The sequence below is a fragment of the Blastococcus sp. SYSU DS0669 genome (assembly GCF_054050895.1).
Map to the genome: position 1 here is coordinate 222,359 of NZ_JBJHAE010000006.1, position 11,976 is coordinate 234,334.

Below are 11,976 nucleotides of genomic sequence, written 5' to 3' on the forward strand. Positions count from 1 at the left end.
CGCACGGCGGGGGCCCGGGGGATTCACCGCTCGCCGAGCTCCGGGTGCAGCGCGGTCAGCGCGTCGGTGAGGGTGGTGAGCTGGTCCCCGCCGGCCATGAGCGCGGTGAGCCCGTCGGAGTCGACGTCCTCCCGCGTCAGGTTGCCGGCCACGTGCCCGTGCGCCAGCAGCAGGAACCGGTCGCCGATGAGATGGGCGTACCGCGGGTTGTTGGTGACGACGGCGACCGCCAGCCCCTGCGCGCGCGCCGCGAGGACCGCCTGCCCGAACAGCGTCTGGCGTGCCACCGTCATGGGGGTGACGGGCTCGTCGATGACCAGGGCCCGGGCGCCGAAGTGGAGGGCGCGGGCGACCGCGAGGCTCTGCCGCTCCCCGGCCTGCAGGGCGCTGGCCGGCTGGTCGGGGTCCAGGTTCGTGACGCCGACCCGTGCCATGGCGCGCACCGTCGTCTCGCGGGCGCCGTCCACGTCCAGCCGGCGCAGCGGCCACACCCCCCGGGTGGGCTCGGCGCCGAGGAAGAAGTTCCGCCAGACCGACAGCAGCGGGGCGACGGCGAGGTCCTGCCACACGGTGGCGATCCCCACCTCCCGTGCCTGCCGCGGCGAGCGGAATCTCGTGGGCACGCCCGCGACCAGCAGCTGGCCCTCGTCGTGGCACCGGTACCCGGACACCACCTGCACCAGCGTGGACTTCCCCGAGCCGTTCTCCCCGAGGACGCAGGTGATCTGCCCGGGCACCAGGGCGACGTTGACCCGGCTGAGCGCCGGCACGCTGCCGTGCCGCACCGTGACGCCGCGCAGCTCGAGGACGGGGGTCGCCTCGCCGGCCGGCTGCTCGGGGCCGGTCACGACCGCGGCCTCGCGCGGAGGCGCCGCCGCACCTCGCCGTTGGCCAGCAGCGCGACCAGCAGCAGCACGCCCAGGAGCGCCTGGAACCAGCGGGTGTCCCAGTCCGCCAGCGTGATGCCCTCCCGGGCGACCGAGTAGAGCAGGGCGCCGACGGAGGCGCCGATCGCCGACCCGTAGCCACCGGTCAGCAGGCAGCCGCCGATGACCGCCACGACGATGAAGTCGATCCCGCTGAGGATCCCCACCGTCCCGCCGGCCTGGACGCTGGCCAGCCGCACGAGGGTCATGGTGCCGAGCAGCCAGCCCGCGGCCGCGGTGAGGCAGAACAGCGCCACCGTCGTCCGCCGCACCGGCACGCCGAGCTCGCGCGCCGCCTGGTGGGCGCCACCACTGGCGAAGACCGCGTTGCCGAACTTGGTCCGCCACAGCGCCCAGGTGGCCAGCGCCGTGATCCCCAGCCACCACAGGATGCTGATGCTGAACCGGCCGTTGCCGAGCTGGACCGTCGCGTCGAAGACGGCGGTCGCGGAGGTCCAGCCGGGGCTCTCGTCCAGGCCGCTGACCCGCGTGCCGCCGGCCACCTCCTGCGCGCCGGCCTGCGAGGTGCCCTGCAGGATCAGGAAGGTCGCCAGGGTGACCAGGAAGCTGGGCAGGCCGGTGTTCACGACCAGCACACCGTTGACCACCCCCACCAGCAGCGCGGCCAGCAGGGAGACCAGCAGGGCCGGCCAGGTGCTCCAGCCCGCGTACCCGATGAGCAGCGCCGTCAGCAGCGAGCTCGCGACGGCCACCACCCCGACCGAGAGGTCGAACTGCCCGGCCACCAGCAGGAGCGCGACGGCGACCCCGCCGATGCCGAGCAGCGCCGCGGTGTCCAGGACCGTCGCCAGGCCGAAGGGGCTCAGCAGGGCGGGCACCCGCAGGGCGAAGAAGGCGACGACGACGACCAGCCCCACGACGGCGGGGAGGCTCGGGCGGGCGAACGCGCGCGCCAGGAAGCGGCGGTGGGCGGGCACCGGGGCGATGCGGGAGCCGAAGGCGGTGCGCGGGTCGGTGATCACCGGCACGGCGACCCGACGGAGCAGCAGGACGTCGGCAGCGGGTCCTCCTCGGGCGGTCGGGTGCCCCCAGTGTCCATGACGGCCCCGGCCCCGCGCAGGGCGCTCCTAGGGGACCAGGCGCCACCGCACCCGGTCGTCGGCGTACCAGGTCCACCGGTCGACGGAGCGCACGTACGGCACCCCGTCGCGGACCACCTGCGCGAGGTCGGAGGCGACCTGCAGCGCCCGGCCGCTGGTCTGCCGGGTCGGCCGCAGCGGCTGGGTCATCACCGTCACGCCGATGGTGTCGACGGCGGTCCAGTCCGGCCGCACGTCGATGCGGGTGATCTCGCCGTCGGCCACCTTGATGTCGTCGTGGTACGCCTGCAGACCCAGCCGCCGGGAGAGGGACCGGCGGCCGGTGCCGGGGGCCTCGATGCGCCCGTGGTGCAGCAGCACGCCGCCGTGGTCGTCCCGGACGAGGGTGAGGTCGCGCGGCCCGCCGGTCCCGATCCCCAGCGCGCGGGCGAGGGCGGTCGAGGACTTGTCGCCCGACGGCTCCCAGGCCACCGGCACCTCCGCCGTCCGGCCGGCCTTGAGCAGTGCGGCCAGCACCGCCGAGAGCCCCGCCACCGGGCCGCGCACCACCAGCTGCCCGGCCGTGGCGACCGGCGTCAGCTGACTGCGCAGCGGCGCCTCCGCCGGGCCCAGGCGGCGGAGGTCCAGCTCGACCGACGACATGCCGATACCCTGTCACCCGTCCCACCCCACCGTCCCGGCCGACCTGCCGGACGGATCGACCCGGGTGTCGAGCTGCAGGACCGCGCCGCCACCCCGCCGGACAGGAGAGCCACGAGCCGATGCCCGCTGTCGTGCTGATCGGTGCCCAGTGGGGCGACGAGGGCAAGGGCAAGGCCACCGACCTGCTCGGCGGCCGCGTCCCCTACGTCGTCCGCTACCAGGGCGGCAACAACGCCGGGCACACGGTGATCACGCCCGATGGCGAGAAGTACGCCCTCCACCTGATCCCGTCGGGCATCCTGACGCCGGGCTGCACGCCGGTCATCGGCAACGGCGTGGTGATCGACCCGGAGGTGCTGATCCGCGAGCTCGCCGGGCTGGAGGAGCGTGGGGTGGACACCTCGCGGCTGGTCATCTCCTCCGACGCGCACCTGATCATGCCGCACCACCGGGCCCTCGACAAAGTCACCGAGCGGTTCCTGGGCAAGCGCAAGATCGGCACCACGGGGCGTGGGATCGGCCCCGCCTACGGCGACAAGGTGGCCCGCGGCGGGATCCGCGTGCAGGACCTGCTCGACCTGTCGATCCTCCGGCAGAAGCTCGAGGGCACGCTGCAGGAGAAGAACCAGATCCTCGTCAAGGTCTACAACCGCAAGGCCATCGACGTCGACGAGGTCGTCGAGGAGTACGCGCAGTACGCCGAGGCCCTGAAGCACCGCATCGTCGACACCCGCCTCCTGCTCGGGCAGGCGCTCGACGCCGGCGAGTGGGTGCTCCTCGAGGGCTCCCAGGGCACGCTGCTCGACGTCGACCACGGCACGTATCCGTTCGTCACCTCGTCCAACCCGACCGCGGGCGGGGCGGCCGTCGGCGCCGGTGTCGGCCCCACGCGGATCGAGCGCGTCGTCGGCATCCTGAAGGCCTACACGACCCGCGTCGGCTCCGGTCCCTTCCCGACCGAGCTGCACGACCAGTGGGGCGAGTACCTGCGCAAGCACGGCGGGGAGGTCGGCGTCACCACGGGGCGCGACCGGCGCTGCGGCTGGTTCGACGCCGTCGTCGCCCGCTACGCCAGCCGGGTCAACGGCATCACCGACTACTTCCTCACCAAGCTGGACGTGCTCTCGGGCCTGGAGACGGTCCCGATCTGCGTGGCCTACGAGATCGACGGCGTCCGGCACGAGGAGATGCCGATGACGCAGACCGACTTCCACCACGCGAAGCCGGTCTACGAGGAGATGCCGGGCTGGTTCGAGGACATCCGGGACTGCCGCACCTTCGACTCCCTGCCCGCGGCAGCGCAGGCCTACGTGCGGCGGCTGGAGGAGCTCTCCGGGGCCCGGATCAGCGTCATCGGGGTCGGCCCCGGCCGCGACGAGAACGTGGTCATCCACGACCTGATCTGAAGAAGCACCCTCTGCCGGTAAATCGAGCGACAACCGGGGCCGCCCGGGGCCACGATGCCGCGCGTGGAGCTGACCGATCTGGGCTGGACGCCGGACCGCGCGACCGCGCTGCCACCGGGGTGCGAGCCCGGCCGGGTGGGGCGGGTCGACCGCGGCCGGCTCAGCGTCCTCACCGGCGGCGGGGAGCGACGGGTGGCGCTCGGGGCGGCGCTGAAGGACGCCCCGGCCGGCCCCGCGGTCGGCGACTGGGTCGCCCTGCGCGGTGACCTGGCGGTGGCGGTGCTGCCGCGCAGCAGCGCCTTCACGCGCACCGCCGCCGGCCGCACCTCCGCCGCGCAGGTGGTGGCCGCCAACGTCGACGCCGTCCTGGTGGTCGACGCGCTGATCGGCCCCGCGCGGCTGCGCCGGGTGGAGCGCTACCTCGCCGTGGCCTGGAGCAGCGGTGCCGCGCCGGTCGTCGTCCTCACCAAGGCCGACCTCTGCCCCGACGTGCCGGCCGGGGTGGCGCAGGTGGCGGACGACGCCGTGGGCGTCCCGGTGCTGGCGGTCAGCTCGGTCACGGGGGAGGGCCTGGATGCCGTGCGGGCGCTCGTGCCGCCCGGTTCCACGGCCGCCATGGTCGGCCCCTCCGGGGTCGGGAAGTCCAGCCTCGCCAACGCGCTGGCCGGGTGCACGGTGGCCGGCACCCGCGACATCCGCGACGACGGCCGGGGGCGGCACACGACCACCGCGCGGGAGCTGCACCGGCTGCCCGGCGGCGGGCTGCTGATCGACACCCCGGGCATGCGCGAGCTGGGCCTCCACGACGACGCGGACGGCGTCGACCGGGTGTTCGCCGACGTCACGGAGCTGGCGACCCGGTGCCGCTACCGCGACTGCGGGCACCGGAGGGAGCCCGGCTGCGCCGTCGCCGCCGCCATCGACGACGGGCTGCTCGACCCGGCCCGCTTCACCTCGTGGCGGAAGCTGCAGGCGGAGGCGCACCGCCAGCAGCTCCGCGTCGACGCCCGGGCGCGACGACACCGTCGTCCTCCGGACGACACCGCGGCCAGGCGGCGGGCCGGCTCGCGCTGAGCCGCTGGGTGGGCCGCGCCGGGAGGCCTCCGGGCCCCGCGTCGCGACCCACCGGCCGGGCTCAGACCAGCTGGGCGGTGAGCGCCGTCCGCGCGCGGACCGCGTGGTCGGGGGAGTCGCTGATCAGGCCGTCGACGCCGAGCGCCAGCAGCGCCAGCGCGTCGCCGACGGCGTCACCGAGCCCGTCGGGCGCCTCCCCGCGCCGGCGGTGCGCGGGGAGGAAGGCGTTCTCGGCCCGCAGCGTCCAGCAGAAGACCGCCAGCTCGGCGGCGTGCGCCTGCTCCACCAGGTGCGGCGTGCCGGTCAGCGCGTGGTCCGCTCCGCTGGCCAGGACCCGCCCCCGGCTGGGGCCGACCCCCTGCGCGTAGGTGGAGATCTCGCGCAGGCCGGCCGGCGTGACCATGGTGTCGCCCGCCGGGATGTCGTCGACGAGCTGGACCAGCTGCGGGCCGTCCTCGCCGAGCAGCGCGCGCAGGTGGCGCAGCAGGGCCGGGTCGAACGACTGCAGCACCACGTCACCGTCGGCGCGGTCGGCACCGAGCCGGCGCAGCTCCGCGGCGACCAGCTCGGCCATGGAGCGACCGGCCTCGGGGCACTCGGCGTGCTTGAGCTCGGCGAGCACGCGGATCCGGCGCTCCGGGGTCGAGCGGCTCCGGGCGAGCTCGACGACCTCGGCCAGCGTCAGGATGCCGAACCGCCCGTCGTACGCGGTGTTCAGCGGCCGGAGCGACGGCATCCGCTCGACCGCCCGCAGGGTGCGCAGCTCCGCGTGCGTGAAGTCCTCGGTGAACCAGCCGGTGCGCAGCTTCCCGCCGACCAGCTTCGTGGTCCTGCGGTCGGCGAACTGCGGGTGCTCGGCCACGTCGGTCGACAGGGAGAGCTCGTTCTCGTGCCGGGCGACGAGGACGCCGTCGCCGCTGACGACGACGTCGGGCTCGATGAGGTCGGCGCCCAGGTCGATGGCCAGCTCGTAGCTGGCCGCGGTGTGCTCCGGCCGGTAGGCCGGGGCTCCGCGGTGTCCGATGACGACGGGCCGGGGAAGGCGTGTCACTGGCCTGTCCGCCAGCGACTCGGTCGCGCGCATGGCACCCACAACACAGGAGCCGGGTGAATCCACGGCGAACTGGAGGGGACGGGTTGCGCACGATCGAGCGGCCAGCGCGCTGACCAGCGGAGGTCCCGCCCGGCGTGGGTGATCTCACACGGTGTGTCTGTGACGGGTGGGACGACGCCCCGCGCCCGGGGCGCCGGCGCGCGACATCGGTAGGGTCGCCGATCGTGCGCGTGCTGGTGATCGGCTCCGGTGCCCGGGAGCACGCCCTGTGCGTGGCTCTGCAGTCCGACCCCGCGGTGAGCGCGCTCGCCTGCGCTCCCGGCAACGCCGGGACCCGGGCGGTGGCTCCCCCGCCGCCCGGCGGCGCGGCGCTGGCGGTGGCCGATCCGGTCGCGGTGGCGGCCGTGGCGCGCGGCTGGCGCGCGGACCTCGTGGTGATCGGACCGGAGGTGCCGCTGGTCGCGGGCGCCGCCGACGCGGTGCGGGAGGCAGGCATCGCCTGCTTCGGCCCCTCCGCGCAGGCGGCCCGGCTCGAGGGCAGCAAGTCCTTCGCCAAGCACGTCATGACAGCGGCCGGCGTGCCCACCGCGCGGTCCTGGCCCGTCGGCGGCCCGGCCGAGCTGGAGACCGCCCTCGACGAGGTGGCGGCGCTCACCGGTGGCGCCCCCTTCGTGGTCAAGGACGACGGGCTGGCCGCCGGGAAGGGCGTCGTCGTCACCCCCGACCGGGCGGCCGCCGCCGCGCACGGCCGCCACGTGCTCGACGCCGGCGGCGCCGTCCTGGTGGAGGAGTACCTCGACGGGCCCGAGGTGTCGCTCTTCGCGGTCACCGACGGCGCGACCGTCGTCCCCCTCGTGCCCGCCCAGGACCACAAGCGCCGCGACGACGGCGACGCCGGGCCCAACACCGGCGGGATGGGCGCCTACGCCCCGCTGCCGTGGGCCCCACCGGGCCTGGTCGACGAGGTGCTGGCGACCGTGCTGCAGCCGACCGTCGACGAGATGGCCCGCCGCGGCGAGACCTTCAGCGGCCTGCTCTACGCCGGGCTCGCGCTCACCTCGCGCGGCGTCCGGGTGGTGGAGTTCAACGCCCGCTTCGGCGATCCCGAGACCCAGGTGGTGCTCCCCCTGCTGGAGACCCCGCTCGGCGGGCTGCTGCACGCCGCGGCCACCGGCACTCTCGGCGAGCACCCGCCGCTGCGCTGGCGCGCCGGTGCCGCGGTGACCGTCGTGATCGCGGCGCCGGGTTACCCGGAGTCGCCGCGGACCGGTGACCCGATCACCGGGGCCGACGGCGAGGGCGTGCTGCACGCCGGCACGGCGCTCGCCGACGACGGCACCGTGCTCTCCGCGGGGGGCCGGGTCCTCGCGGTCACCGCGGTGGGCGAGGACCTCGCGGCCGCGCGGCGGGGCGCCTACGAGCGGGTCGCCGGCGTGCGGCTGGCCGATGCGCACTGGCGCACCGACATCGCGCTCGCCGCCGTCGAGGGCCGGATCGCCGTCGGCTAACCCGCCGCGACGACCGGTCGCGCGCGCCCGGGCCGGGGCTCCGGCGGCCGCGGCCCCTCGTGCCGGCGGCTGAGGTAGGTCCCCGCGACGTTGACGCACGCCACGGCGGGGACGGCGATGAGCGCGCCGAAGATGCCGCCGATCAGCAGGCCCGCGGCGATCGCGAGCACCACCGCCAGCGGGTGCACCCGGACTGCCCGGCCGAGCAGCAGCGGCTGCAGCACGTGGCCCTCCAGCTGCATGACGCCGATGACGATGGCGAGCGCGATCAGCGCGGTGATCGGGCCGTTGGAGACCAGGGCCACCAGCACGGCCACGGTGCCGGCCAGGAAGCCACCGATGATCGGCACGAAGGCCCCCAGGAAGACCAGCGCGGCCAGCGGGATCACCAGGGGGACGCCGAGGACCGCCAGCCCGATGCCGATGCCGACGGCGTCGACCAGCGCCACCACGACCGTCGCGCGGACGTAGGAGATCAGCGTGCGCCAGGAGCGCCGGGCGGCCTCGTCGAGGTAGGCCCGGGAGGCGGCGGGGAAGAGACCGACCAGCCACAGCCAGATCGACCGGCCGTCCTTCAGGAAGAAGAAGAGCGTGAAGAGCGCCAGCACGATGCCGGCGACGACCTCGCCCACCGTCGCCGCGGTCGTGAGCGCGCCCGAGGCGAGGGTGTCCTGGTTGTCGAGCAGCGCGTCCTGCGCCTGGGTGAGGAGGTCGGCGAGCTGCCCCTCGGTGATGGGGAAGCTGCGGACGACGAACGTCTGGACCTGCGCCAGCCCCTCGCTGACCTGCTCGGCGAGATCGGCGAAGCCGGCGGTGAAGCGCTCGACGACCAGCGTGATGATCCCGGCGACCACGGCCAGGCCCACCAGCAGCATGGTGAAGGCGGCCAGGGTCGGCGGCCACCCGCGCCGGGCCAGGCTCGCGGCCCCCGGCTGCAGCAGCGCCGACAGCAGCAGGGCCACGAGCACCGGCACGACGACGACGGCGATGGACGCCGCGGCGTAGAGCAGCACGGAGAACCCGGCGATCACCAGGATCAGCCGCCAGGACCACGCGGCCGCGACGCGCAGCCCGAACGGGACGCCGTCCTCCGGCCCGCCGTGGTGCGCGCCGGCGCGGTGCCCCGGGAGGTGCGGCGCAGCGCCGTCGGGGGAGCCGCCGGCGGGCGGGCCGCTGACCCCACCGGGGCCGAGCGCGCCGTCGAGGTCCGGGGCTGCGGGGGACGGGCTGCCCAGCGGGGGCGCCGAGGCACCGTTCGCCCGCGCGGCCGGTGCGCCGTCGCCCCGGATGCCGACCGGGTAGGGGTCGGGCGGCCCGTGGTGGTGGTGCCAGGCGTGCGGATCGTGCTCCCGGGCGGCGCGGATCCGGTCGCGGGCGCGCGCGGCGAGGTCTCCTGCGCGCACGGCGAGATCTCGGGCGCGACGCCGCATCGATCACCTCCGGTAGGGGCCGTTCGTGATCACGCTAGCCCTGCGGGAGACTGTCCCCGTGCTGCGACGAGCTGACCGGTGGCGGGCGGTACCCGCATGATCGAGCGCTACACCCTCCCCGAGATGGGCCGGGTCTGGAGCGACGCCCACAAGTACGAGCTGTGGTGCCGCGTGGAGACGCTGGTCCTGGAGGCGCACGCCGCGGCCGGGCGGGTGCCCGCCGACGTCGTCGAGCCGGTGCGCAACGCGCCGCCGCCCACGGCCGAGCGGGTCGCCGAGATCGAGGAGACGACGCAGCACGACGTCATCGCCTTCCTCACCGCGTGGGCCGACAACACCGAGCCGCGCTCGGCCGCCGCCTACGTGCACCACGGCATGACGTCGTCGGACCTGCTGGACACCGCGCTCGCCGTCCAGCTCACCGAGGCCACCGACATCCTGCTGGCCAAGGCCGACCGCCTCGTGGCGGCGCTGCGCGACCACGGCCTGGCGCACCGCTCGACGATCAAGGTGGGCCGCACCCACGGCGTGCACGCCGAGCCGGTCGTGTGGGGGCACCGGGTCGCCGACCTGGCCTTCGCCGCGGCCCGGTCGCGGGACCGGCTGCGGGCCGCCCGCGAGCGCGTGGGCGTCGTCGCCATCTCCGGCGCCGTCGGCACGTACTCGCTGATCGACCCCTCGGTCGAGGTCGCGGTCGCCGAGGCGCTGGACCTGCGGCCCGCGGACGCCTCCACCCAGGTGGTGCTGCGCGACTCGATCAGCGAGTGGGTCTCCGCGCTGTCGATCATCGCGACCGTCTGCGAGGCGATCGCCCTGGAGGTGCGGCACGGCCAGCGCACCGAGGTGCGGGAGCTGTCGGAGGCGTTCGGGTCGGGCCAGAAGGGCTCGAGCGCGATGCCGCACAAGAAGAACCCGATCCGTTCCGAGCGCATCGCCGGCCTGGCGCGGGTGGTGCGGGCGGCGATCGTGCCGGTCATGGAGGGCATCCCGCTCTGGCACGAGCGCGACATCTCGCACTCCTCCACCGAGCGGGTGTTCCTGCCCGACGCCGCGATCACCACCGACTACCTGCTGCACCTCACCGCCGGGCTGGTGGAGAACCTCGTGGTGGACGCCGACCGGATGCGGGCGAACCTGGAGTCCACCGGCGGGCTGATCTACACCTCGTCGGTGCTCCTGGAGCTGGTGGAGAGCGGCCAGTCGCGCGAGGACGCCTACGCGCTGGTGCAGGCCGCCGCGATGGAGACGTGGAACTCGGGGACGCCGTTCCGGGAGACCCTGCGTGCGCGGGCGGGGTCGTCGGGCGTGACGCTGGAGGAGGCGCGGCTGGACGAGATCTGCCGGCCGGAGAAGTACGTGGCCAACCTCGGCCCGCTGTTCGACCGGCTGGCGGCGCTGGCCTGATGGTCGGCCTCCCGCTGGTGGCCCGCGGCAAGGTGCGGGAGATCTACGACGCCGGCGCCGACCGGCTGCTGCTCGTCGCCTCGGACCGGATCTCGGCGTACGACGTCGTGCTGCCCACCCCGATACCGGACAAGGGGCGGGTGCTCACCCAGCTGTCGGTGTGGTGGTTCGAGCAGCTGACCCCGGTGCTGGAGTCCTTCGGGGCGACCCACCACCTGGTGTCGGCGGCTCCGGGGGCGGACGACGGGGTGCCCGCGGAGGTCGCCGGGCGCGCGATGCTGGTCCACCGGCTGGAGATGCTCCCGGTGGAGTGCGTGGCCCGCGGCTACCTCTCCGGGTCCGGGACGAAGGAGTACGAGCGGACCGGCTCCATCCGGGACGTCGCCCTGCCGGCGGGCCTGGTCGAGGGGTCCCGGCTGCCCGACCCGGTGTTCACGCCGTCCACCAAGGCGGAGATCGGCGAGCACGACGAGGCGATCGACTTCTCCGCCGTGGTGTCGGCGGTCGGCGCCGCACGGGCCGAGGAGCTGCGCGACCTGACGCTGGCGCTCTACCGGCGCGGCGCCGAGATCGCCGCCGACGCCGGGATCGTGCTGGCGGACACGAAGTTCGAGTTCGGGGTCTCGCCGGACGGTGGGCTCGTGCTCGGCGACGAGGTGCTCACGCCGGACTCGTCCCGGTTCTGGCCGGCCGAGACCTGGTCGCCGGGCGCGGTGCAGCCGTCGTACGACAAGCAGTTCGTGCGCGACTGGCTCACGTCATCCGGGTGGGACCGGGTCTCCGAGCCACCCGAGCTGCCCGCCGACGTCGTCGCCGCCACCCGCGAGCGCTACGTCACCGCCTACGAGCGCCTGACCGGCCGGCCGTTCAGCTGACCGGCGCCGACCAGGGCGACGGCGTCCCGAGCCAGCGCTCGAGGACCGGTGTGACGGTGTAGGACACCGTGCCGAGCGACACGAGGGAGGTGTCGGTGCAGGACTGCGTCTCGGCGGCCGGGTCGGCCGGCACGTACACCGGGGCGTCGATGCCGAGCAGGCTGACCCCCGAACAGGTGCCCTCGGAGACCAGGCCGGCGCCCAGCAGGCTGCTGGTGCGCCGGACCACGTAGCCGGTGACCGGCACGCCGGCCACGTGGCTCGTGCGCCAGGTCACCGTGAACGAGCGGGTCAGCACTCCGCTGCCCGATGCGGTCGGCTGCTCGCCCGGCGGCATGACCGCCGCCGCGACGACGGCCGGCCCGGCGGCCGCCCGCGTCGCCCAGGTGGCCGGTGCGGGCGCGGCGGTGCCGAGGACCACCGCGACGACGACCAGCAGGGGGACGCCCATCCGGTGCAGCACGGTCGGTCCTCCTCTCGGACGGGGCCGGGGGGGGGGGGGGGGGGGGGGGGGGGGGGGGGGGGGGGGGGGGGGGGGGGGGGGGGGGGGGGGGGGGGGGGGGGGGGGGGGGGGTCTGGTCCGGCGTCGGCTTGGT

The 11,976-nt window shown here is 75.5% G+C and carries 11 protein-coding genes; 5 read left to right on the top strand and 6 right to left on the bottom strand.

What is annotated here, in order from left to right:
• Positions 1–23 precede the first annotated feature (23 nt).
• From ACI792_RS09565 to ACI792_RS09575, 3 genes are all read right to left on the bottom strand, one after another.
• Positions 24–848: an ATP-binding cassette domain-containing protein gene (locus ACI792_RS09565; RefSeq protein ID WP_456602388.1), complete on the bottom strand. Its 825-nt coding sequence runs from the start codon at positions 846–848 to the stop codon at positions 24–26.
• Complete coding sequence (locus ACI792_RS09570; protein WP_456602389.1) at positions 845–1,915, bottom strand: ABC transporter permease; 1,071 nt, start codon at positions 1,913–1,915, stop codon at positions 845–847. Before ACI792_RS09570 ends, ACI792_RS09565 begins: the two co-directional genes overlap by 4 nt.
• A 99-nt stretch (positions 1,916–2,014) precedes the next feature.
• On the bottom strand, positions 2,015–2,629 hold the full coding sequence (locus ACI792_RS09575) for a hypothetical protein (RefSeq protein ID WP_456602390.1): 615 nt from the start codon (positions 2,627–2,629) through the stop codon (positions 2,015–2,017).
• A 119-nt stretch (positions 2,630–2,748) separates the two neighbouring features.
• On the opposite strand from ACI792_RS09575, the gene ACI792_RS09580 reads away from it, so the two are divergent.
• Together ACI792_RS09580 and rsgA are read left to right on the top strand one after the other, a co-directional pair.
• On the top strand, positions 2,749–4,035 hold the full coding sequence (locus ACI792_RS09580) for an adenylosuccinate synthase (protein ID WP_456602391.1): 1,287 nt from the start codon (positions 2,749–2,751) through the stop codon (positions 4,033–4,035).
• A gap of 63 nt (positions 4,036–4,098) precedes the next feature.
• Positions 4,099–5,109 carry a ribosome small subunit-dependent GTPase A gene (rsgA, locus tag ACI792_RS09585; RefSeq protein WP_456602392.1) on the top strand — a complete coding sequence of 337 codons (1,011 nt, stop codon included), beginning with the start codon at positions 4,099–4,101 and terminating at the stop codon, positions 5,107–5,109.
• Positions 5,110–5,170: 61 nt separating this feature from the next.
• Here rsgA and ACI792_RS09590 read toward each other — a convergent pair whose 3' ends face one another.
• Complete coding sequence (locus ACI792_RS09590) at positions 5,171–6,160, bottom strand: glycerophosphodiester phosphodiesterase family protein (RefSeq protein WP_456602393.1); 990 nt, start codon at positions 6,158–6,160, stop codon at positions 5,171–5,173.
• Positions 6,161–6,387: 227 nt separating this feature from the next.
• Here ACI792_RS09590 and purD point away from each other — a divergent pair, with 227 nt between their 5' ends.
• On the top strand, positions 6,388–7,671 hold the full coding sequence (purD, locus tag ACI792_RS09595) for a phosphoribosylamine--glycine ligase (protein WP_456602394.1): 1,284 nt from the start codon (positions 6,388–6,390) through the stop codon (positions 7,669–7,671).
• On the opposite strand, the gene ACI792_RS09600 is transcribed toward purD, so the two are convergent.
• A complete protein-coding gene (locus ACI792_RS09600; RefSeq protein ID WP_456602395.1) occupies positions 7,668–9,074 on the bottom strand; it encodes an AI-2E family transporter in 1,407 nt (468 codons plus the stop codon). The genes purD and ACI792_RS09600 overlap by 4 nt on opposite strands.
• Positions 9,075–9,197: 123 nt before the next feature.
• Between ACI792_RS09600 and purB the strand changes: the two genes are divergently transcribed.
• Both purB and ACI792_RS09610 read left to right on the top strand, forming a co-directional pair.
• Positions 9,198–10,505 carry an adenylosuccinate lyase gene (gene purB, locus ACI792_RS09605; RefSeq protein ID WP_456602396.1) on the top strand — a complete coding sequence of 436 codons (1,308 nt, stop codon included), beginning with the start codon at positions 9,198–9,200 and terminating at the stop codon, positions 10,503–10,505.
• Positions 10,505–11,380: a phosphoribosylaminoimidazolesuccinocarboxamide synthase gene (locus ACI792_RS09610; RefSeq protein ID WP_456602397.1), complete on the top strand. Its 876-nt coding sequence runs from the start codon at positions 10,505–10,507 to the stop codon at positions 11,378–11,380. The genes purB and ACI792_RS09610 overlap by 1 nt, the downstream gene beginning before the upstream one ends.
• Here ACI792_RS09610 and ACI792_RS09615 read toward each other — a convergent pair.
• Positions 11,373–11,843, bottom strand: coding sequence for a hypothetical protein (locus ACI792_RS09615; RefSeq protein ID WP_456602398.1), 471 nt, complete (start codon positions 11,841–11,843; stop codon positions 11,373–11,375). The two genes, ACI792_RS09610 and ACI792_RS09615, sit on opposite strands and share 8 nt — an antisense overlap.
• Positions 11,844–11,976 lie beyond the last annotated feature (133 nt).